Source organism: Acidovorax sp. FJL06 (assembly GCF_003852545.1).
Taxonomy (GTDB): domain Bacteria; phylum Pseudomonadota; class Gammaproteobacteria; order Burkholderiales; family Burkholderiaceae_C; genus Acidovorax.
The window spans coordinates 1-22,200 of the sequence record NZ_QAJR01000026.1 but is presented as its reverse complement, the minus strand read 5'-3'; the positions used below and the strand labels follow the sequence as shown (position 1 = coordinate 22,200).

22 protein-coding genes and 1 pseudogene are annotated in these 22,200 nt (G+C 66.0%); 9 read left to right on the top strand and 14 right to left on the bottom strand.

Translation table 11 applies throughout. The annotated features are described in order from the left end of the window. Positions 1-14: 14 nt before the first annotated feature. The 14 genes from DBV10_RS15135 to DBV10_RS15070 all read right to left on the bottom strand — a co-directional run bounded on the left by DBV10_RS15135 (position 15) and on the right by DBV10_RS15070 (position 12,525). Entirely contained in the window at positions 15-764 is a 750-nt protein-coding gene (locus DBV10_RS15135; protein ID WP_124514446.1) for a transporter substrate-binding domain-containing protein, read from the bottom strand. A gap of 31 nt (positions 765-795) precedes the next feature. Then, complete coding sequence (locus DBV10_RS15130) at positions 796-1,542, bottom strand: IclR family transcriptional regulator (protein WP_199740116.1); 747 nt, start codon at positions 1,540-1,542, stop codon at positions 796-798. A 107-nt stretch (positions 1,543-1,649) separates the two neighbouring features. Further along, positions 1,650-3,380, bottom strand: coding sequence for a urocanate hydratase (hutU, locus tag DBV10_RS15125; protein WP_124514444.1), 1,731 nt, complete (start codon positions 3,378-3,380; stop codon positions 1,650-1,652). Between the two features lie 39 nt (positions 3,381-3,419). Next, entirely contained in the window at positions 3,420-4,958 is a 1,539-nt protein-coding gene (gene hutH / locus DBV10_RS15120; protein ID WP_124514443.1) for a histidine ammonia-lyase, read from the bottom strand. A 65-nt stretch (positions 4,959-5,023) separates the two neighbouring features. Further along, positions 5,024-5,842, bottom strand: a complete 819-nt coding sequence (gene hutC, locus DBV10_RS15115) for a histidine utilization repressor (RefSeq protein ID WP_124514442.1) — start codon at positions 5,840-5,842, stop codon at positions 5,024-5,026. 22 nt (positions 5,843-5,864) lie between these two features. Beyond that, positions 5,865-6,644, bottom strand: coding sequence for an ABC transporter ATP-binding protein (locus tag DBV10_RS15110; protein WP_124514441.1), 780 nt, complete (start codon positions 6,642-6,644; stop codon positions 5,865-5,867). Further along, positions 6,641-7,477, bottom strand: a complete 837-nt coding sequence (locus DBV10_RS15105) for an ABC transporter permease (RefSeq protein WP_124514440.1) — start codon at positions 7,475-7,477, stop codon at positions 6,641-6,643. The genes DBV10_RS15110 and DBV10_RS15105 overlap by 4 nt, the downstream gene beginning before the upstream one ends. A 28-nt stretch (positions 7,478-7,505) precedes the next feature. Then, positions 7,506-8,471 (bottom strand): ABC transporter substrate-binding protein, encoded by a 966-nt coding sequence (locus DBV10_RS15100; protein ID WP_124514439.1) that lies wholly within the window; start codon positions 8,469-8,471, stop codon positions 7,506-7,508. A 398-nt stretch (positions 8,472-8,869) separates the two neighbouring features. Further along, positions 8,870-10,252, bottom strand: coding sequence for a HAMP domain-containing sensor histidine kinase (locus DBV10_RS15095; protein ID WP_124514438.1), 1,383 nt, complete (start codon positions 10,250-10,252; stop codon positions 8,870-8,872). Beyond that, on the bottom strand, positions 10,249-10,935 hold the full coding sequence (locus DBV10_RS15090) for a response regulator transcription factor (RefSeq protein WP_124514437.1): 687 nt from the start codon (positions 10,933-10,935) through the stop codon (positions 10,249-10,251). Before DBV10_RS15090 ends, DBV10_RS15095 begins: the two co-directional genes overlap by 4 nt. Before the next feature lie 17 nt (positions 10,936-10,952). Next, the gene (locus tag DBV10_RS15085) at positions 10,953-11,285 is read right to left on the bottom strand and encodes a hypothetical protein (protein WP_124514436.1); all 333 of its coding nucleotides are present in this window, start codon (positions 11,283-11,285) and stop codon (positions 10,953-10,955) included. 17 nt (positions 11,286-11,302) lie between these two features. After that, a complete protein-coding gene (locus tag DBV10_RS15080; protein ID WP_124514435.1) occupies positions 11,303-11,773 on the bottom strand; it encodes a Spy/CpxP family protein refolding chaperone in 471 nt (156 codons plus the stop codon). Positions 11,774-11,914: 141 nt separating this feature from the next. Then, positions 11,915-12,193: a hypothetical protein gene (locus tag DBV10_RS15075; RefSeq protein ID WP_233589942.1), complete on the bottom strand. Its 279-nt coding sequence runs from the start codon at positions 12,191-12,193 to the stop codon at positions 11,915-11,917. Between the two features lie 71 nt (positions 12,194-12,264). After that, on the bottom strand, positions 12,265-12,525 hold the full coding sequence (locus DBV10_RS15070) for a hypothetical protein (protein WP_199740115.1): 261 nt from the start codon (positions 12,523-12,525) through the stop codon (positions 12,265-12,267). Between the two features lie 265 nt (positions 12,526-12,790). On the opposite strand from DBV10_RS15070, the gene DBV10_RS15065 reads away from it, so the two are divergent. The 9 genes and pseudogenes from DBV10_RS15065 to DBV10_RS15025 form a co-directional block, all read left to right on the top strand. After that, entirely contained in the window at positions 12,791-14,839 is a 2,049-nt protein-coding gene (locus tag DBV10_RS15065) for a sensor histidine kinase (protein ID WP_124514433.1), read from the top strand. A 39-nt stretch (positions 14,840-14,878) separates the two neighbouring features. Continuing rightward, the gene (locus DBV10_RS15060) at positions 14,879-15,637 is read left to right on the top strand and encodes a response regulator transcription factor (RefSeq protein WP_158616825.1); all 759 of its coding nucleotides are present in this window, start codon (positions 14,879-14,881) and stop codon (positions 15,635-15,637) included. A 202-nt stretch (positions 15,638-15,839) separates the two neighbouring features. Beyond that, complete coding sequence (locus tag DBV10_RS15055) at positions 15,840-17,045, top strand: ABC transporter substrate-binding protein (RefSeq protein ID WP_124514431.1); 1,206 nt, start codon at positions 15,840-15,842, stop codon at positions 17,043-17,045. A 117-nt stretch (positions 17,046-17,162) separates the two neighbouring features. Continuing rightward, entirely contained in the window at positions 17,163-18,023 is an 861-nt protein-coding gene (locus DBV10_RS15050; RefSeq protein WP_124514430.1) for a branched-chain amino acid ABC transporter permease, read from the top strand. Between the two features lie 5 nt (positions 18,024-18,028). Beyond that, complete coding sequence (locus DBV10_RS15045; protein WP_124514429.1) at positions 18,029-19,036, top strand: branched-chain amino acid ABC transporter permease; 1,008 nt, start codon at positions 18,029-18,031, stop codon at positions 19,034-19,036. After that, the gene (locus DBV10_RS15040; protein WP_124514428.1) at positions 19,033-19,809 is read left to right on the top strand and encodes an ABC transporter ATP-binding protein; all 777 of its coding nucleotides are present in this window, start codon (positions 19,033-19,035) and stop codon (positions 19,807-19,809) included. Before DBV10_RS15045 ends, DBV10_RS15040 begins: the two co-directional genes overlap by 4 nt. Further along, positions 19,806-20,507: an ABC transporter ATP-binding protein gene (locus DBV10_RS15035; RefSeq protein WP_124514427.1), complete on the top strand. Its 702-nt coding sequence runs from the start codon at positions 19,806-19,808 to the stop codon at positions 20,505-20,507. The genes DBV10_RS15040 and DBV10_RS15035 overlap by 4 nt, the downstream gene beginning before the upstream one ends. A gap of 44 nt (positions 20,508-20,551) precedes the next feature. Continuing rightward, a complete protein-coding gene (locus tag DBV10_RS15030) occupies positions 20,552-22,036 on the top strand; it encodes a M81 family metallopeptidase (protein ID WP_124514426.1) in 1,485 nt (494 codons plus the stop codon). Positions 22,037-22,060: 24 nt separating this feature from the next. Next, a pseudogene (locus tag DBV10_RS15025) lies at positions 22,061-22,200 on the top strand (Zn-dependent hydrolase); the annotation flags it as partial.

Here is a 22,200-nt window from a genome sequence, read left to right as displayed (position 1 = left end):
CAACCGTGGGTGGCTTACTTGGCAGCGCTGTTGCTGAACCACTTCTTGACGATGGCCGCATAGGTGCCATCGGCCTTGAGCTTGGTGATGGCACCGTTGACGGCCTTCGTCAGCTCTGGCGTGTCCTTGCGCAGGGCCATACCGTACTCTTCGGTGGTGAGCTGCTCGTCGAGCACGCGCAGGCCCGGGCGGGTGCGCACGTACTGGAACGCGGCGGGCTTGCCGGTCACGGCGGCGTCGGCGCGGCCGATGTCCACCAGGTTGAACATCTCCTGGTTCTTTTCGACCTCAACGCGCTGCACCTTGGGGAATTTTTCGGTCAGGTACGCCACCGACTTGGTACCCACCTGTACGCTGACTTTCTTGCCGTCCAGATCGGCCAGTTTGTTGATGGCCTTGTTGTCGCCCTTCACCATCACCACCAGGCCACCGGCGTAGTAGGAATCGGTGAAGTCCACCACTTTCTTGCGCTCGTCGGTGATGTAGATGGCCGATACCGCCATGTCAAAACGCTTGGAGATCAGGCCGGGAATCAGGCCCTTGAAGTCGATGTCCACCCATTCGACCTGCTTGCCCATGGTCTTGGCAATGGCTTCCACCAGCTCGATGTCAAAGCCCGTGCGTTTGCCGTTCTCGACAAACTCCATGGGCGGAAACGTGGCATCGGTGCCCACACGCAGCACGTTGTCCTGGGCCTGTGCACCCGTGGTGCAAAAGGCGGCGGCGGCCAGGCTGGCCAAAAGAAGGTTGCGACGAAGGTTCATGGGGAAAGCTCCTGGGGAGGGGTGAGGGAAATCAGGGAGAAGTGAGCTGGCGGGAAATGCGCGCGGCGGCGACGACGGCCATGCCGGTGAGCGCGGCCTCCTGCCCCTGGGCTCGCAAGATCGGGGCCATCAGGGTGATGGCCCCTGCCGCCTGCCGGGGAGAGCCGAACACGGGCACGCTGACACCCCAGACACCGGCATCCACCTCGCCAGAGCTGACCGCGTAACCGGCCTTGGCAATGCCTTCCAGCTCGGTCAGCGCTGCCTGGCGCTCAGCAGTGCCTGCGCCGTAGTGCAGGTCCAGAATGGCGTTGCGCGTGGCCGGGGCCACATGGGCCAGCAAGCACTTGGCGGAGGCGCCCGCGCGCAGCGGCACGCTGCGTCCTTTTTCAAACGAGCAGCGCAGGGCCTGCGTGCTGTCCACCATGTCCAGGCACACCACGCTGTCGTTCACGGCCACCACCAGCCCCACGCTCTCGTGGGATTGCCGGGCCAGGGCCTGCATGTCCGGCCGCGCGTGGTGCACCAGGTGCGACGCCATGTCAAAGCCCAGCGCCAGTTGCAGGCTCAGCGGCCCGGGCGCGTAGTGCCCGCTGCTCTCCAGCACAAAGCCCCACAGCTTAAGCCGCGCGAGCTGCCGGTACAGCGTGCTGCGGGCCAGGCCCGTGGCCTCCATCAGCTCGGCCGCCGACATGGGCTGGCCGTGCTGCGCCAGCACCGCCAGCACGTGCAGAACACGGTCGGCGGCGGCAACGGAGGTGGGTCCACGGGTGGGCATGGACTCAGTATCAAAGGATTGCAGCAGCATTCAAACCCTGCATTCCCAGTGAATGGGAATGCAGTTCCCTTTTTTCACATCCCTGTCACGCCCTCACTTTCGCCGGTTTACTTCACCATGGGCAGCTTCAGGCCCTGCTTCTTGGCCGTTTCCACGGCCAGTTCGTAGCCCGCGTCGGCATGGCGCATCACGCCGCTGCCGCAGTCGTTGACCAGCACGCGCGCCAGGCGCTCGGCCGCCGCATCCGTGCCATCGGCCACGATGACCATGCCCGAGTGCTGCGAGTAGCCCATGCCCACGCCACCGCCGTGGTGCAGGCTGACCCAGGTGGCGCCGCCTGCGGTGTTGAGCAGCGCATTGAGCAGCGGCCAGTCGCTCACGGCATCGGTGCCGTCCTTCATGGCTTCGGTCTCACGGTTGGGGCTGGCCACGCTGCCCGTGTCCAGGTGGTCGCGGCCGATCACGATGGGAGCCTTGAGTTCGCCGTTCTTCACCATCTCGTTGAAGGCCAGGCCCGCGATGTGGCGCTCGCCCAGACCCAGCCAGCAGATGCGTGCGGGCAGGCCCTGGAAGGCGATGCGCTCACCCGCCATGTCGAGCCAGCGGTGCACGTGCTTGTTCTCGGGGAACAGCTCCTTGATCTTGGCGTCGGTCTTGCGGATGTCTTCGGGGTCGCCCGACAGGGCCACCCAGCGGAACGGGCCCTTGCCTTCGCAGAACAGCGGGCGGATGTACGCGGGCACAAAGCCGGGGAAGTCGAACGCGTTCTTCACGCCTTCGTCAAACGCCACCTGGCGGATGTTGTTGCCGTAGTCCACTGTGGGGATGCCCATGGCTTGGAAGTCGAGCATGGCCTGCACATGCACGGCGCAGGAGCGGGCAGCGGCCTTCTTCAGCACCTCGTGCTGCGTCACGTCCTGCTGCGCGGCGCGCCACTGCTCCACCGTCCAGCCGCTGGGCAGGTAGCCGTTGACGAGGTCGTGGGCTGAGGTCTGGTCAGTGACCAGGTCGGGCTTCAAGCCGCCGGCCTGGGCACGCTTCACCAGTTCAGGCAGCACATCGGCCGCATTGCCCAGCAGCGCGATGGAGATGGCTTCCTTGCGCTCCGTGTGATGCTTGATGAGCGCGATGGCATCGTCAATGTCCTTGGCCTGCTTGTCCACATAGCGCGTGCGCAGACGGAAGTCGATGCTGCTTTGCTGGCATTCGATATTGAGCGACACCGCGCCCGCAAACGTGGCGGCCAGCGGCTGCGCGCCGCCCATGCCACCCAGGCCTGCGGTCAGGATCCACTTGCCTTCGAGCGAGCCGCCATAGTGCTTGCGACCGGCCTCGGCAAAGGTTTCGTAGGTGCCCTGCACGATGCCCTGCGTGCCGATGTAGATCCAGCTGCCGGCCGTCATCTGGCCGTACATGAACAAGCCCTTCTGGTCCAGCTCGCTGAAGTGCTCCCAGTTGGCCCACTTGGGCACCAGGTTGGAGTTGGCCAGCAGCACGCGGGGCGCGTTGGCATGGGTCTTGAACACGCCCACGGGCTTGCCGGACTGGATGAGCAGGGTTTCGTCATCGTTCAGGTCCTTGAGCGAGGCGAGGATCTGGTCATAGCACTCCCAGTTGCGCGCGGCGCGGCCGATGCCGCCGTACACCACCAGGTCCTGCGGGCGCTCGGCGACTTCGGCGTCCAGGTTGTTCTGGATCATGCGGTAGGCCGCTTCGGTGAGCCAGCTCTTGCAGGTAAGCTGGTTGCCGCGCGGTGCGCGGATCACGCGGCTGGCGTCGTGGCGGGGGTCGGTGTTGGAGGAAGCTGCGGCAGCGATGATGGCGTCGTTGGCGTTCATGGTGGGCTCCTGTGAATCAATGGGTGTGAACAGAAAAAATCAGGCGAAGCTGGGCAGGCATTGCGTGAGCGGCGCGGGCCATGCGGACTGCTGGGCCCATGCGCGCATGGCTTCGATGTCGGGGGCCAGGTAGCGGTCTTGCTCCAGGTAAGCCACGCGCTCGCGGATGGCAGCGAACTGGTCTTCGATGAGCGGCGAGGATTTCAGGGTTCGGTCGAACTCCATGCCCTGCGCTGCTGCCATGGCCTCGATGCCCACCATCACGGCCGCATTGCGCACCATGTCGCCCAGGCGGCGTGCGCCGTAGGTGGCCATGGAGACATGGTCCTCCTGGTTGGCCGATGTGGGCAGGCTGGTCACGCTGCTGGGGTTGGCCAGGCACTGGTTCTCGGCCGCCAGCGCGGCGGCGGTGACCTGGGCGATCATGAAGCCGGAGTTCACGCCGCTGTCGCGGATCAGGAAGGCGGGCAGGCCCGAGAGGCCCGGGTCCAGCAGCAGCGACAGGCGGCGCTCGGAGATGGCGCCGATCTCGGCCACGGCCAGCGCGATGATGTCCGCCACAAAAGCCACGGGCTCGGCGTGGAAGTTGCCGCCGGAGATCACGTCGCCGTTGTCGAACACCAGGGGGTTGTCCGACGCGGCGTTCGCCTCGATGGTCAGCACGCGCGCGGCGTGGTGCAGGTTATCGAGGCACGCGCCCATGACCTGCGGCACACAACGGATGGAATACGGGTCTTGCACACGGCCGCAGTGGGGGTGCGAGGGGTCGATGGCACTGCCGTCGAGCAGCGCACGCACCGCAGCGGCCACGGCAATCTGCCCGGCCTGGCCGCGCGCTTCGTGGATGCGTGCGTCAAAAGGCTTGACCGAGCCCTTGATGGCTTCGAGCGACAGACAGCCCGCCACCAGCGCGGCGGCAAACACGCTCTCGGCGCCAAACAGCCCGGCCAGCGCGAGCGCGGTGGACACCTGCGTGCCGTTGAGCAGTGCCAGCCCCTCCTTGGGGCCCAGCACAAAGGGCTGCAGACCGATGGAGCGCATGGCCTCTGCCCCCGGCACCACCTTGCCGTCCACCTTGGCCTGGCCTTCGCCAATCAGCACGCAGGCCATGTGCGCCAGCGGTGCCAAATCGCCCGAGGCCCCCACCGATCCCTTGGCGGGGATCACCGGCAGCACGTTGGCATTGGCCAGCGCCAGCAGCGCGTCCACCAGCGCGGGGCGCACGCCCGAATGGCCGCGTGCCAGGCTCACGGCCTTGGTGGCGAGGATGAGGCGCACCACGTCATCGGGCAGCGCATCGCCCGTGCCCACGCTGTGCGACAGCACCAGGTTGCGCTGCAGCTCGGCCAGGCGCTCGTGGGCAATCTTGGTGCTGGCCAGCTTGCCAAAGCCGGTGTTGATGCCATAGACCACCTGGTCTTCATCGACGATGCGCTGCACCGTGGCCAGGGACTGCTGCAGGCCTGCGCGGGCCGATGCATCAAGCACCAGTTGCACGGGGCCCGCGTGGATGCGGCGCAGCTCGGCCAGGGTCACGCGGCCGGGGCGCAGGGTCAGAGGCGAAGTGTTGTGTGTCATGGTGTTGATCCTGTATATACAAGTAGGTACAAGCGAAAAAATTCTGGGCTTTTGGCGAAAAACTTTCAACCGGCGACGGGGTTGCCGTCGGCTCGGAAGCGGCTGCCCAAACGGTAGCGGGTGGCGGGGTGCAGGCAGCGCACCACGGTGATGGGCACCCCGCGCGACCAGGTGCGGCGGGTGAGCAGCAGGCAAGGCTCTTGCGGAGACATCTCCAGCAGCGTGGCCTGCTCGGCGGTGGGCATGACGGCGTCGACCACATGCTCGATCTGGTCGAAAGGCACGTTGCGCACCAGGTATTCGGAGGGCTGCAGCAAGGTGAAGTCCTGCGCGGAGAACTGGGGCACTTGGCGCGGGTTCACGTGGCGGTCTTCGAGCTGCACGGGCAGACCGTCTTCGCGGTGGACGCACAGCGAGTGGAACACCGACTCGCCCGTGCGCAGGTCCAGCGCCGCAGCCACTTCCAGCGTGGCCGAGATGCGCTCCACCGCCAGCACGTCGCAGCGGTAGTCGTGCCCGCGCTGGCGGATCTCGCCAGCCAGGTTGGCGATCTGCAAGAGCGTGGACTGGGGCTTGTCTTCGGCCACAAAGCTGCCCACACCGGCCACGCGCACAATGCGGCCCTGCTCCACCAGCTCGCGCAGCGCGCGGTTCACCGTCATGCGCGAGATGCCGAACTGGGTGACCAGTTCGTTCTCGGACGGCAGGCGGTCGCCCGCGCGCCAGATGCCTTCCTGGATCTTGCGCGCGATGTGGTCCTTGACCTGTTCGTACAGCGCCATGGCCTGCGCGGGCGCAGCCACGGCCACGACCGCTTTGGCTGCGGCGGCACGGGGCACGCTGCGCGAAGCGGCTGCAGGACGGCGGGAAGGACGGGCGCTCATGGTGCGGTGGGCGGAGTCAGGCTCAGTGCAGATCGGCCGCCATGGATTCGGCGCGGATCTCTTCCGTCAGGCGCGCCTTGAGGTCCATGAACTCCGGGCTGGTCTTGATCGTGTAGTGGCGCGGGTGCGGCAGGTCCACCGCCAGCTCGGTCTTGATGCGGCCGGGCCGGGCGCTGAACACCGCCACGCGGTTGGCCATGAAGATGGCCTCATCAATGTCGTGGGTGACGAAGAGCACCGTCTTGCGCTCGGCCTCCCAGATGCCGAGCAGCAGCTCTTGCATCAGCACGCGGGTCTGGTTATCGAGCGCGCCGAAGGGCTCGTCCATCAGCAAAATCTTGGGGTCGTTGGCCAGCGCGCGCGCAATGGCGGTGCGCTGCTGCATGCCGCCCGACAGCTGCTTGGGAAAATGCTGCTCGAAGCCGCGCAAGCCCACCTTGGCGATGAAGTACGCCGCACGCTCCTTTTGCTGCGCCTCGGGCATGCCGCGTTCGCGCAGCCCGAAGCGGATGTTCTGCTCGATGGTCAGCCAGGGGAACAGCGTGTAGCTCTGGAACACCATGCCGCGCTCGGCACCGGGGCCTTCGACGGGCGCACCGTCGAGCAGAACGCGGCCGCTGGTGGCGTGGTCCAGCCCCGCCACGATGCGCAGCAGCGTGGATTTGCCGCAGCCCGAGGGGCCGAGGATGGTGACGAAGTCGTTGTCCTTCACCTCGAAGTCGACCGGCTGCAGCGCCTGCGTGCGCTGGCCCTTGGCGCTCTCGAAGACGCGCGAAACGGCTTGAATGGAAACGCGGCTCATCGCACAAAACTCCAGGCAAACAGACGGTGGTTGAGCGCCTTGAAGGCGAAGTCGGACACCAGCCCGATGAGGCCGATGATGATGATGCCGAAGATGATCTGGCCGGTGTTAAGCAGCGACTGGCTGTCGGTGATCATGTGGCCGATGCCGCTGGACGAGCCGATCAGCTCGGCCACGATGACGTAGGTCCAGGCCCAGCCCAGCACCAGGCGCAGGGTCTCGGCGATCTCGGGGGCGGCACCGGGGATGAGCACGCGCGTGACGATGCCCTTGTGGCCCGCGCCCAGCGTGTAGGCCGCCTCCACCAGGTCGCGCCGCGCGCCACCCACGGTGACGGCCACCATCAGCGTGATCTGAAAGACCGAGCCGATGAAGATGACCAGGATCTTTTGTGCCTCGCCGATGCCCGCCCACAGGATCAACAGCGGGATGAAGGCCGACGCGGGCAGGTAGCGGCAAAAGGAGATAAAGGGCTCGAAGAACGCCTCGATGCCCTTGTAGGCCCCCATGGCGATGCCCAGCGGCACGGCAATAACGGCGGCCAGGACGAAGCCGCCGACGACGCGCCAGATGGTCATGCCGATGTCCTTGATGAAGCCGTATTCAGTGAACAGCAGCCACCCTTCCTTGGCCATGGTGGCAGGGCTGGCCAGGAAGGTGGGCGACACGAAGCCGCCCAGCGTAAAGAACGCCCACACCGCCACGAACACGACGAAGAAGGCCAGCCCCAGCATCCAGCGGGCACGGCTGCTCACGGGCTCCAGGGGGGCCAGTGAGCGCCGGCGCACAGGTGCTTGCGGCTCGGTAACGGACAGGGGTTGCACGGCAGACATGGCGCGTTCTACTTCCAGGATGACTTGCTTACTTGATGAAGCTGGCGTCGAACGTGACGGCCAGGTCTTCAGGCGCCTTGCGGATGATGCCGGCCTCCAGCAGGATGGCCGTGGCGTCCTTCATGAACGTGGTCAGCTCGCCCGCAAAGAACTTCTGGTTGGCGGCCTTGTCCTGCCAGCGCAGGAAGGACGACGACTTGGCGAACTGCTCGCCCGTCTGCTTGACGGCGGCGCCCATGATCTCGTTGGACTTGGTGGGGTCGGCCTTGATCATGTCGAGCGCCTGGAAGTACGAGTTGGCCAGTGCCTGTGCGGCCTTGCCGTTGGCCTTGAGCCAGGCGGGGTCGCAGCCCACGGTGTCCATCACCATGGGGTAGTCGAGCGTGGTGGCCAAAATCTTGCCCGAGGCAGGGTTGTCGCGCACGGTGGACAGGTAGGGCTCGTAGGTCATGGCGGCGTCGTTCTGGCCGGCCACAAAGGCCTGTGCGGCCGCCTGGGGCGACAGCGTGGTGGTCTTCACGTCCTTGAGGCTCATGCCGTTCTTGCTGAGCATCCAGGCCAGGCCGAAGTACGGGGCGGTGCCGGGCGCATCCACGCCGATGGTCTTGCCCTTGAGGTCGGCAAAGCCCTTGATGTCACCGCGCACCGCGATACCGTCGGCGCCGTAGGACTTGTCCATCTGGAAAATCTGCACGATGGGCACGCCATTGGCATTCCAGGCCACATGCGTCTCGACGGTGGTGGCGGCGCACTGGATGGACTTGGAGGCCAGGGCCAGGTGGCGGTCCTTCTGCGGGATCATCTTGATCTCCACGTCCAGGCCGTTTTTCTTGAAGATGCCGGCCTTGTCGGCCAGCGTGAGCGGCGCGAAACCCGTCCAGCCGGACATGCCCAGCACAATCTTGGTGTCCTGCGCCTGGGCCGGTGCGGCCAGTGCCATCACACATGCTGCTGCCGCTGCCAGCGACGTCCATTTCACAACCGATCGAGTCATCATCTGCTCCTGTTTGAAAAAAGTACCACCCCAGCCGGTCCGCACCTGCGTTCCGGTCGCCATGATGACACTGGTAGCATACCTGCATATACAGGGTAAACACCAGAAAAACCTGTTCATCGGGCGAGGCAATGATCTAAAAGCAAGAACGAGGCCAGGAATGGAAAATCCCGCCCCACCAGAGATGGCAACCAAAACGCTATTAAATATATAGCATATAGCGCTTTACCAGCGGGCGCTATATGCCATTTTATGCTCTCATCGCCAGCACCCGCAGCCGAGGCCGGCCTGGCACACGCCCTCCCCCAGGCAGGCAAAGCCACCGCACCATAGGGGGGCACGCCCCTGCCCCTTCGGCGCAGCCTGTCTAGGCCACGATGGTCATGACGTGATGGCGCTCACTCCACCACGGGCAGGCGCACCGTGACCGAGAGGCCCGGCTCGGCATTGCGCATGTGCAATTGCCCGTCGTGCGCCTGGGCCACCAGCCGACACAGGTACAGCCCCAGCCCCACCCCGCCGGTGGTGCGCTGGCGGGCGGTGTCCGGGCGGTAGAAGGCCTGGGCCAGATGGGGCAGGTGCTCAGGGGGCACGCCACGGCCGTGGTCGCGCACTTCCAGCTCAACCATGCGGCGATCCCCTTCCAGCCGCAGATGCAGCTCGGGTGGCGATGCGGCGGATTCGCTGTGGCGCAGGCTGTTGTCCAGCAGGTTGCGCAGCAGCAGCCGCAGGCGGGAGCGGTCGAGGCGGATGGTGGGCAGGTCTGGCGGCGCGTGCAGAACAATGTCGGCCGCGCCAGCATGGCGGGCGCCCAGCTCGGCAATCACCTCGCGCGCCAGCTCCGCAAGGTCGGTGGGCTCGCGGTGCAGCGCGGCGTGGCGCCCGGCCAGGCGTTCGCTCTCCAGCAGGTCGGTGATGAGGCCGGCCATTTCCCCCAGGTCGCGCAGCAGGGCCAGGCGCTGGGCCTCGATGTCGGCCGTCTCGGGCAGCAACTCGGTGTTCAGCCGGGCACGGGTCAGCGGGCTGCGCAGCTCGTGGCTCATGGCCAGCAACAGGGCGCGCTTGGCTTCCAGCATCTGGTGGATGTCGTCGCCCATGGTGTTGATGGTGGCCGCCAGCTGCCCCAGTTCGTCGGGCCGGTGCGCATGCCGCACCGGGATGGGCTGGGCAAAATTGCCGTCGCCAAAACGCTGGGCTCCCTGGCGGATGTCGTCCAGCGGGCGCAGCAGGTGGCGCACATACACATAGGCCAGCGCCGTCAGCAGCAGCAGCACGGTGAGCGTGCCCCAGGCGATGCGCGGGCGCTTGTCCCACGACAGGGCATTGAGGCCAAACTCGATGTGGTGCCCGTCTGCGGTGGTGCGGTGCAACAGGCTCTGTCCATTCTCGTCGCCGGCCCAGTGGTCTTCTGCCCGGAGCTTGTCGCTCATCCAGTGGGGGCGTGGCTGGCCAGGATGGGAAACCCAGTTGACCTGCGGGCCGTCGATGCTCAACGTGACCGGCAGCCGCTGGGTAATGGCCTGCGCACGCTCAACGCTTGGCGGATTGCCAATCTCGGCCGTCAGCCGGTCCACGTAGTCCATCAACAAAGGGCGGGCGGCTTCTTTCCACCCCACGGCCACGGCCTTCTGCACGCCGCCCATGAAAGTGACCGACACCGTCACGGCCAATGCCATGAACACCAGCACGAGGCGAAGGCGCAGCGAGTGCCCTACCGCATGCCGTGCGCGGCGGTGCCACGGGCAGTTTGAATCATCGGCTGTGCGTGCCCTGATCCTCATGGCGCAGCCCGCCGCAGGGCCAGCGAATAGCCAGCATTGCGCAGCGTCTTGATGCAGTCGAGCGGCTCCAGCTTCTTGCGCAGCCGGCTCACCACGATGTCCACGGCGCGGGTGTACAGCTCGGCCTCGTGGCCGCGCAGCTGGTTCAGGATGTCGTCGCGGCTGAACACCTTGCCGGGCTCGCGGGCCAGCAGGTGCAGCAGGTCAAACTCGGTGCCGGTCAGCTCCACGGCCACCCCCTGGCGCAACACGCTGCGGCGGGCGGCGTCGATGGTCAGCCCGTCGAATTCCAGCGCCCCCACGGCCGCGCCCTGCCCCGGCCCGCGGCGGCGGCGCAGCACGGTCTGCAGGCGCGCCACCAGCTCGCGCGGCTCAAAGGGCTTGGGCAGGTAGTCGTCCGCCCCCAGCTCCAGCCCCACCACGCGGTCCATCACCTCGCCGCGCGCCGTGAGCATCACGATGGGCAGGTCGCCTTGCTTGCGGATGGTGCGGCACAGCTCGAACCCGTCCATCTCGGGCAGCATCACATCCAGGATGGCGGCATCGAAGCCCCCGGCCCCCAGCTGGGCCAGTCCGTCGCTGGGCTTGAGGGCATGGACCAGCTCCAGCTCGAACCGCTGGAAATACGTGGCCAGCGGGGGACCGAGCTGGGCGTCGTCGTCGATGAGCAGGATGCGGTGCATGCGCAATTCTCACACCGTCAGGTGTTCGCCCATCCGGCGGATGGCCCTGCGCCGCCCTCACCCACGCCGAGCAATGCACGGTGCCGCACGATCAGACGGCGCAGGCGCCCCTGGGCGCCTGCGTGCAGGGCATCGAAATGATCGGCAGCGGCCAGCAAGGCCGGCAGGGTGTGGGCCGCGACCTCGGGCTGGCGGGCCACCAGGCCCAGCGCATGCTCACGGTCAAAGCGCGGCCCCCAGACCAGGGACATCAGCTCATCATGGGGATCGGGCATGCCCGCCAACAACACAGGCCCGTGCGTGCGCACGCCCTGCGCCAGGCGGTGAATGGGTTCCAGCGTGGGGGACATGGTGACGCACCCCGCCTTCAACCGCGCGCCATCCAGCCCTTGCGCCGCTGCATCAGCTCGCGCACCTTGTGCTGCTGCTCGGGGTTCAGGCTGTCGTAAAAATCTGCCATCGCGCTGACCACCTCGGGGCTGTGGGCCTGCACCGCGCGGGTTTTCTCGTCCAGCAGGGTCTGTGCGCGTGCGCGGTCGAACTTTTCGCCCGCAACGAGGGCTTGCATTTCTGCGCGCGGGTCGGCCGTCTTGCCAATGAACGCCGTGCGCTGCGCCTCCATTTTGTCGGCCAGCAGGTTGAGCTTGGCCTTTTGCGCCTCGTTCAGGTCCAGCTTGCTGCTGACGCGCTCGACCACCTTGCCGCGCACTTCGGCCATTTTCTCGGCGCTCATGGGGCCACGGTGGTGGTAGTGGTTGCTGGAGCAGGCCGTCAAACCGCCCACCGCGATGGAAGCGCCAAAAATGCCCATCAGGGTTTTCTTGATCCAGGGTTTCATGATGCAGTCCTTTCGAGGACGGTGTTGAACATGGCCCTGATGGTGCCGCGCGGCCCGCGCCACGTCGTCTCGACGCAGTTTCGGTTTATTTCATTTTGTTTCGCATGGTCAATGGGTGCCTGCGGACATCGGCCACCGTGTTCAGCGGGCCACGGCCGACAGCACCACCAACCGGTTGGCCAGGAACGTCGCCTCGTCCACCATCTGCGCCAGGGGCTTGGCGCCGATGCTCCAGCCACCGTACCAGACGGTGAACGCCGTCACGCCAGGAAACGACTGGCTGCCCTGCGCACCATAGGCGGCAATGGCCTCGTCAATGCGGCCATGCAGGGTGGCGCCCCCCACCTGCACCTTGCCATCGAACACCCTGGCCAGGTACTGGTGGGAACCTTCATGCCGGATATGCAGGGTCAGCACCATCATGGTCCTCCACACGGGCGCATGGCCCGCCAGCACGGTGAATAAGGCAACGGGCGCTCCGCACGCCCCAGTCAATCGAACGACGGCTCCAGGTCGCAATGCGGCTGCAGGCGCGGCACCGAGGAGGGCCAGCCGCCGGCGCGCAACGTGGCCCGCCCCAGGCCGGTGATGTAGAGCACCTGCGCCTTTTGCAGCGGCGCATCCACCGGCGGCAGCTGCACCTCCACCATGCCCGCAGCGCGCAGCACACGCAGCTTGTCTATGTTGACAACGTCCGATTCGATCAGGGGCAGCTCATCCCGCGCCAGCCCCTGCAGGTATTCCATTGGCATAGTGGCCTCCGGCTTGAACGAGCGGGCATTGTGCGGCGCGGGGTTGGGTTTATCAAGGGCTGAGACGAGCGCCTGCAGGCACCCCGGGGCGAATGGCCGTGAACCATCCACACCCTGTGCCTGCGACCGATGGCCCGCCTGCCTGAAAACCGTGCATTGGCTGGCTGGCCGGTTCGGCGCTGAGATCAGGGAGGCCCCCTCGCCTTGCGGTGACTTGTGATTGAATCTGAAACCCAGTGCACGGTTCGCCGTGCAGGCTTCTTCCATGCGAATACCGCGCACCCTCGTTTCCTCCAGCCCCATGTTTGCCCACCGCATTGCGCTGCGCAGCTACCTCACGCTGGCCCTGCTGGCGGTCTTGCTGCCCATCGTGCTGGCCAGCGGCAGCCTGTTCTATCGCTCGGCCGTTGTGGCGATGGAAGCGTTTGCACTGCAGCTGGCCGACGAGGTCTCGGGCCGCGTGCGCGAAAAGGTGGTGTCGTTCTTCGATGTGCCGCAGCGCGTGGTGGCCTTCAATGTGGAGCAGGTGCGCGCCGGCCACCTGATGGTGCAGCAGCCCGAGGTGCTGATGCACCAGTTCATGCTGCAGATCGACCAGCAGCCCCAGCTGACCTTCATCTCCATGGGCATGCCCGACGGCCAGTATTACGCGGGCAGCCGGCCTCCCCTGGGCGACGACCGCGCACTGCGCATGCTGCGCGCACGCATCAGCGATGGCCGGGCCATGGAAGTGCTGCGTGTCGACACCGAAACCCGACAGCCCACGCTGATTTCACGCAGCGAGATCGGCTTTGATGCCCGCAACCGCCCGTGGTACCAGTCTGCGATCGCCAACGACGGGGTCTCCTGGTATGCGCCGTACCGCTACATGATCAACGACGTGCAGGGGGCCTATGCGGCGATTGGCATGGGCATCTCTGCCCCTGTGCGTTCGCGTGAAGGCCAGTTGATCGGGGTGGTCACTGCCGATGTGGCGCTGTCCCAGCTCAACGAGTTTCTGGCGACCGTGGCGTCGGAGTCGGGCGGCAAGGCCTTTCTGGCCGAGGCATCCGGGGAGTTGCTGGCTGCGTCTGTGCACGACCCGCTGGTGGGCGGCGCGACGCAGGCAGAGGGGCGCCGCACACGCATCGATCAAAGCAGTGACCCCGTGATGCGCGCCTTGGGGCAGCTCATCCTGCAAAGTGGGCAACCCGAGGGCAACCAGTTCATGGAGGTCGGTGGCGTGCGCCACCTGGCGCGCTGGTGGACACATGCCCTGCACCGTGGCCCGGTGCTGACCATGGCGATCATCCTGCCCGAGAGCCGGTTCAACACCCCCTTGCGCGGGGTGCTGCGCAACACCATCTACACAACCGTGGCGGTCATGCTCGCATCGGTGCTGTTCTCGCTGTTTGTGGCCAGCCGGCTGGTGCGGCCCCTGCAGGTGCTCAGCGACTGGGCGATCCGGCTGACGCAGGCCGACTGGAGCGCCCAGGCCCCCAAGTCCAGCCCCATCCGCGAACTGCGGTCGCTGGCCGATGCCATGGGCCACATGGCCGGGCACCTGAAGGAACATGCCGAGGACCTGGAGCAGATGGTGGCGCAGCGAACGCAGGAGCTGGAAAGCGCGGTGGCCTCCATCGAGCAGACGCTGACCGACCAGCGCAACTTCATTGCCATGTTGTCGCACGAGGTGCGGTCTCCGCTGGCGGTGATCAACACGGCTGGGCAGTTGTTGGCTTTGCGCTCCAAAGACGCGCCAGCGCAGCAGGCGCTGGCGCAGCGCATCCTGCGGGGCTCCGCGCGGCTGAGCTACTTTTTTGACAATTGCCTCACCCAGGACCGCATCGACAGCCACAACTTCGCACTGGAGCCCGCACCCGTCGATGTGGCAGAGCTGTGCCTGTGGGTGACAGAAAACGGCGGACAGCTGTCGGCCGAACACCCGCTGCACCTGGATGTGGCGCCCAGCCTGCCGGACCTGAATGGCGACCCGGTGCTGCTGCGCGTGATGCTCATGAATGTGTTGTCCAACGCATTCAAATATTCCGCTGCTGGCACGGCGGTGTCCCTGCACGTGCACCGGGAAGTGGACATGTGCCGTTTTGCCATCGAGGATGAAGGGCCGGGCATTCCGCCGCAGGAGCAGGCGCTGGTCTTTGAAAAGTACCGACGGGGACGCGCGGCAGAGGGCAAACCCGGTGCCGGACTGGGGCTGGCTTTGGTAAAACGCATCGTCGACCTGCATGGCGGGACTGTCGGGCTGCAGGCACGCCAGCCCCAAGGCATGCGCTTTGTGATCGATATCCCCTTGACGGTGACACCGGTGGCCTGAATGTTGCATTCCGGACAGGCTCCCGGAGGTATTCGCAACATGACCCATTCCAAGCCCAGCATCGCGATCGTGGAGGATGACTCCGACCAGTTGCACAGCATCGAGGAGTTTTTGCTCGACTCGGGCTACAGCGTCTGGGGGGCCTGCAGTGCCGAGGCGTTCTACAAGGGGTTCACCGTCCAGCCGGTCGATGTGGTGATCCTGGACCTGGGTCTGCCTGGTGAGGACGGGCTCAGCGTGGCATCGCTGCTCAAGTCCCGGCCCGAGGTGGGGGTGATCATCCTCAGCGCCCGTGATTCGCTCAACGACCGGCTGGCCGGGATGCGTGCGGGCGCGGACCGTTACCTGGTCAAGCCGGTCAACCTGCTGGAGCTGGCCGCCAATATCGACGCCACGGCGAGCCGGCTGCTTCCCAAAGGCATGGGGGGCACGGACATGTTGCCGCCCGTCACCGTGCAGCCGCCTGCGCAGCCTGCGTCCTGGGTGCTCGCGATCAAGGATTGGGTCTTGTCTTCGCCACAAGGCAAGTGCCTGCAGCTGACCACCCATGAGTTCATGTTCCTGCAGCAGCTCATGCGCGCCGATGGCCAGCCCGTGCCCAAGCGTGACTTGAGCACGCATCTCTTTGGTGCCCGCGCCCAGAACGGCGCCGAGCGGCTCAACCTGCTGCTCACGCGGCTGCGCAAGAAGGCCGCCGAGGCCTTTGCCGAGCCCTTGCCCGTCAAGACGCTGCACCAGATTGGCTACGCCTTCACCGCCACGGCGCAGTTGGCTCAGGACGCCCAGCGGCTGCACTGACCCTCCCACTGGCGGTTCCTTGGGGCGCCACCCAGGCGGGGTGTGCGCCGGGCTCGGCTGCGCCCGAGAAAAAGGCTTGGCGGGTTAACCCTCTGCTTGCATGAATCCAAATGAAAGATTTGGAAAGACCACGAAGGGGGTTTCCAACACACCATGGAGGCGGCATCTCTTGATCCCCCACTTCTATTCACTGGAGTCCTCCATGCAACGTCGTCATCTCCTGCAAGTCTCGGCACTGAGTGCTCTGTCCGCGTCCATCGGCCTGACCCGCAGCGCCTTTGCGCAGGCCCCGGGCGCCATTCAGTTTGGCTGCCCGGTGCCGATGTCCGGCCCGTTTGCGGCCAACGGGAAGTTTGCCGACATGGGGATGCGGCTGGCCATCGAGCAATATGGCAAGGCGCTCAACCGCCCGCTGGCCTACACGCTGCTGGACACCGAGGGCAAGCCCGCCACCGCCGTGCGCAAGGTGCAAGAGGCCGCGCAGCAGCAGGGCGCCCGCTTCTTCGCGGGCGGCATCCTGTCGGGCGAAGCCTTGGCCATGGGCAAGGAGGCCGAGAAAGCCGGGGGCCTGTTCGTGACCACGGCGGGGGCCGATGAAATCACGGGGTCGGACTGCAATGCAGCGACCTTCCGCTGGTCCGTGCCCACGTTCGGCGCCATCGAGCAGACGGTGCGTCCGCTGATCGATTCCATGCCCAAGGCCAAGCGCTGGTACACCATCACGCCGCAGTACGTGTTTGGCGACGGCCTGCTCTCGGCCGCCAAGAACATCTTCAAGGAAAAAGGCATCGAGCATGTGGGCAACAGCTACCACTCGCTGACCGAGAAGGAATTCAGCGGCTACATCACCAACGCGCTGGCCGCCAAGCCCGACGTGTTGCTGCTGCTGAACTTTGGTGCGCAGTGCGCCGACACCCTGCGCCAGGCGGTGAGTTTTGGCATGCACAAGAACATGACGATCCTGGTGGCCTGGGCGTCGGGGCTGGAGCAGTTCGAATCGCTGGGCGCCGACCTGTGCGACGGCATCTACTTCGGCGCCCAGTATTGGCACACAGTGGATTCCGAGCTCAACCGCGATCTCGTCAAACGCACCAACGACAAGCTGAAGATGAACCCCAACTACAGCCTGGCAGGTTCCTACATCTGCACCAAGCTGCTGATCGACGGAATCGTGAAGGCCGGTTCGGTGGAGCAAAAAACCGTGATCGCCGCGCTGGAAGGCCACAAGTACCAGGGCCTGACGGGCGAGGAGGAGGTGCGCAAGGCGGATCACCAGGTGCTCAAGAACTACTACCTGCTCAAGGGCAAGGCCAAGTCCAAGATGAAGAACAAGGACGACTATGTGGACGTGCTCAGCTCGGGCAAGTCGTTCCTGCCCATCGACCAGACAGGCTGCAAGCGCGCCTGATGCCCCCGGCGCCAGCAAGGCTGAGCACAGCCTTGCGCAGGCGCCGTGGCCACCCTATTTTTGAGAACCCCAGCGGCCCTGGCAGGGGCTGCTGGCGGTCTTCTGGCCGAGCACTTTATGAACATCTACCTTCTACAGGTCATCAACGGGATCGGCATTGGCATGCTGTATTTCCTGTTGGCGGTGGGCCTGTCCATTGTTTTTGGCTTGTTGCGATTCGTGAACTTCGCGCACGGCGCGTTCTATCTGATCGGGGCCTATTTCTGCTACCAGATGACACGCTGGGGCATGAGCTTCTGGCTGGCCCTGGTGGTGGTGCCGCTGGTGGTGGGTGCGATTGGCTGGGCCACGGAGAAGCTCGTGCTGCGCCATGTGTATGCCACGGACCACGAGTTCCACATCCTGGTAACGGTGGGCCTGGCGCTCGCGGTGCAGGAGCTGGTGATCCTGCAGTGGGGGCCGCTCGGGGACAGCGTGGCGGTGCCCGACGCGCTGCAGGGGGTGGTGATGTGGGGCAGTTTCATCTACCCCAAGTACCGCCTGTTCGTGATCGGCTTCACGGCCGTGCTTGCCGTGTTGCTGTGGTGGGTGCTGGAGGGTACACGGCTGGGCAGCGCGGTGCGGGCCGGCAGCGAGTCGACCGAGATGGTCTCGCTGCTCGGCATCAACGTGCTGCGCATCTTCAGCCTGGTGTTTGGCCTGGGCGCAGCCACGGCGGCGCTGGCGGGTGTGCTGGCGTCCCCGATCCGGGGCGCCGAGCCCTTCATGGGCATCGAAGCCCTGGCCGTGGCCTTTGTCGTGGTGGTGGTGGGGGGCATGGGCAGCTTCAGCGGCGCGCTGCTGGGCGGGCTGATGATCGGCATCGTGCAAAGCGTCATGAGCACGCTGTGGCCCGAGGGTGCCCGCCTGATGATCTACGTGGCCATGGCGGCCGTGCTGCTGCTGCGTCCCCATGGCCTGCTGGGCCGCAAGGAGTGAACCCCATGAAAAAGTACACGCATTTTCTTTTTGCTGCGGTGGTGGTGGCTGCCATGCCCCTGCTGATGCAGTCGGGTTCGCTGGCCAGCGAGGTGCTCATCTTTGCGCTGGCGGCCATGGGCTGCAACCTGCTACTGGGTTTCACGGGCCTGCTGTCGTTCGGGCAGGGCATCTTCTTTGGCCTGGGCAGCTACACCGTGGCCCTGATGCTGACGCGCTGGCCCGTGCCCATGCCGCTGGCACTGTTGCTGGCCACGGTGGTGGGCGCGCTGGGGGCGGCCGTGGTGGGCTGGGTGGCGATTCGCCAGCGGGGCACCTACTTCGTGATGCTGACCCTGGCCTTCGCGCAGATGTTCTATTTCGTGGCCTACACGGCCACCGGCCTGACCGGGGGCGACAACGGACTGATGGACATCCCGCGCCCCAACCTGTCCATCTTCGGCACCGACCTGTGGACGCTGGCCTCGCCCTGGCAGTTCTATGGTTTTGTCTCGGTCCTCTTTCTGGTAGTGTTCTGGCTTCTGCTCAAAGTGTCGCGTTCCACTTTTGGCCGCACCCTGCTGGCGGTGCGCGACAACGAAGAGCGTGCGGCCGCCATTGGCTACAACCTCCGGTTGCTCAAGCTGCAGGCGTTCGTGATCTCGGGCGCAGTCACCGGCCTCGCGGGGGCGCTGCACGCCATGATGACCGGCCTGGCACCGCTGTCCAACGCCGAGTACCACACCAGCGAAATGATCCTGGTGATGACCGTGATCGGGGGCACGGGCAACCTGTTTGCTTCTTTGCTGGGGTCTGCTTTCTACCTGCTGCTGGCCGACTGGCTGTCGCAATTGTGGCCGCGCTGGCTGCTGCTGCTGGGCATCGCACTGATGGCGGTCAGCCTCTGGATGCAGCGGGGCCTGTGGGGCCTGGGCGAAACGATCTGGAACCGACTGCAAGGCCAACGCAAGCCATTGGCTGACCCACTGGTACCGCCGGCTGCTGTGGTGGCGACAAAAGGAGAACAGGTATGAGCCCGAAGGCCCCGGTCCTGCTGGAAGCCATTGACGTCGAGAAGCACTATGGCAAGTTTGCTGCGCTGGGCGGTGTGAGCCTGCGGGTGCGCGCAAACACGGTGCATTCGGTGATCGGCCCGAACGGGGCCGGAAAGACCACCCTGTTCCACATGCTCACCGGGACCAAGACCGTCAGCGGCGGGCGCATCCTGTTCGACGGGCAGGATGTGACACACGAACCCGACCACCGGCGCGTGCAGCGCGGCATTGCACGCTCGTTCCAGGTGACCAGCCTGTTCCTGAGCCTGCCGGTGCGCGAGAACCTGCGCCTGGGCGCACAGGGCGTGGCGCCCGCACACGCCCTCAATCCCTGGCACGAGCCCGTGGGGGCCCGGGCACAGTCGCAGGTGGTGGACGCGGTGCTCGCCAAGGTGGGGCTGGAGAGCCTGGCCGACATCCCGGCCGGCAACCTCTCGCACGGCCAGCAGCGCCGGCTGGAGGTGGGCATGGCCCTGGCCGCGCGGCCCAAGGCCATCTTCCTGGACGAGCCCACCTCGGGCATGGGCATCGATGACCTGGACGAGATGAAGCGCCTGATCAAGAGCCTGCGGGACGAGCACACCGTGGTCCTGATCGAGCACAACATGAACATCGTGATGGACATCTCGGACACCATCACCGTGATGCAGCTGGGCCGTGTGCTGGCCGAAGGCATGCCGCACGATATCCGCAGCGACGACCGCGTGCGCGCGGCCTACCTGGGCAACATGATCACCGGAGGCAAGGCATGATTCTCGACGTGGACAACGTGCATGCGCACTATGGCAAGAGCCATGTGCTGCAGGGCGTGGGTTTTCGGGTGGGCGATGGTGAGCTGGTCACCCTGCTGGGCCGCAATGGAGCGGGCAAGACCACCACGCTCAAGAGCATTGCCGGCGTGGTGCCCCCCACCCAGGGCCGTGTGACGTTCTGTGGCAAACCGGTGCAGGGCCTGGCGCCCCATGCCATTGCCCGGCAAGGGGTGTGCCTGGTACCCGAACACCGGGGCATCTTCAAGCTGTTGACCGTGGAGGAGAACCTGCTTCTCGGCCTGCGCCAGCGCTCGCCCTGGCAGCTGGACGACGTGTACCGGATCTTCCCCCGGCTCAAGGAGCGGCGGCGCAACGGCGGCGGGCAGTTGTCGGGGGGCGAGCAGCAGATGCTGGCCATCGGCCGTGCGCTGATGAATGACCCCAAACTGCTCATGCTCGACGAGCCCGTGGAAGGGCTGGCACCGGTCATCGTGGAAGAGATCGTGGCGCAGCTCAAGACCATCAAGGCAGCGGGTGTGGCCATCCTGCTGGTCGAGCAGAACCTGGAGGTCTGCACCCAGTTGGCCGACCGGCACTGCATCCTGGAGCAGGGGCGCATTGTCTACACCGCCGACAACGCGGCCTTTCTGGCCGATGAAGAGGTGAAGGACCGCTACCTGGGCGTGGGCCTGGCCTGAACGGCGGATGGCCTTCGCTGCCGCACTGAACCCAAGGACATGAGATGAAGTTCCTGATCGCACGCCTGAACCACGAGACCAACACCTTCTCCCCGGTGCCCACGCCGCTGCAGGCGTTTTCACCCGACTACGACGCTGCCGCGTTCCAGGCCAACAAGGGCATGCGCACCGCAATGGCCGCTTTCATCGATGCAGCACAGCGTGTGGGGGCCCAGTGCGTCACGCCGGTCTCGGCCACGGCCAACCCCAGCGGCCCCGTGTTGACCGATGCCTACGATGCGCTCACTGACCGCATCGTGGCTGCGGCTGCGGGCTGTGATGCCATCCTGCTGGACCTGCATGGCGCCATGGTGGCGCAGAACACCCCGGACGGCGAGGGCGATCTGCTCGCGCGTGTGCGGGCCGCAGCGCCCGGTGTGCCCCTGGGGGTGGCGCTCGACCTGCATGGCAACATCACGCAGAAGATGATCGACAACGCCGATGTCATGGTGGGGTTCAAAACCTATCCCCATGTGGACATGTACGAAACCGGCGAACACGCGGCGCGCCTGGTGCTGCAGATGCTGCAGCACGGGCGCCGGTATGCGGTGCGCTGGCGGCCCCTGCCGCTGCTCAGCCACACGCTGCGCAGCACCACGCTGGGGGGCGCGATGGCGGCGGCGGTGGCGTCCGCGCGGCAGGCCGAGGATGACGGTGTGCCGGCCATGACCATCTTTGCGGGCTTCTCGCTGGCCGACATCGCTGCGCCTTGTGTGAGTGTGGTGGCCACGGTGGAACGCACGCCCGGCAGCGAGGCGCTGTGTGCGGCCGCCCTGGACCGCGTGGCCGGCCAGATCTGGTCCGAGCGCGAAGGCTATGTGTATGCCAGCGAGCCGTTGTCCGAAGCCTTTGCGCGGGCCCAGGGGGTGGCCCAGGGGGCTGACAAGCCCGTGCTGCTGCTGGACCACAGCGACAACTGCATGTCGGGCGGGACCTGCGACACCATGGATGTGCTGCAGGCGGCCTGGCAGCATGGCCTGACGGACATTGCCACCGGGCCGCTGTGTGACCCCGAGGCCGTGGCGCAGCTCATTGCTGCGGGCGTGGGCGCCCAGGTATCGGTGCGCCTGGGCAACAAGGTGCCGCTCGCGCGGTTGGGCATCACCAAGGAGCCGGTGCTGGTGCAAGGCACGGTGCGTGCCATCAGCGATGGCAGCTACACCGTGAGCGGGCCTATCTATACGGGGCAGCGATGTTCCATGGGGCGTGCTGTGTGGCTGGATCTGGGGGGCACGCAGATCGTGGTGGTCGAGCAGCCCCACGAACCCTGGGACCTGGGTGTTTTCTCTTGCGTCGGCCTGGACCCGACGGCCTATCGCTACCTGCTGCTCAAGTCGCGGATGTACTGCCGCCCGGTGTTTGTGCCCCTGTCAGCAGGCCTGGTCGAGTGCGACAGCCCGGGGGTCACCAGCTCGGACTACCGGCTGTTTCCGTTTGAGAACCTGCGCCAGCCCGTGTATCCGCTGGGCGACGTGCCCACCTTTCCCTGATTCCCCCATTTCTCCGGAGCCCCCATGGAAACCCAAGTTAAACCCGACATCGAGAACCTGCGCATCAACGGCGAACGCCTGTGGTCCTCCCTCATGGAGCTGGCGCAGATCGGCGCCACCCCCAAGGGCGGCGTGTGCCGCCTCACCCTCACCGACCTGGACAA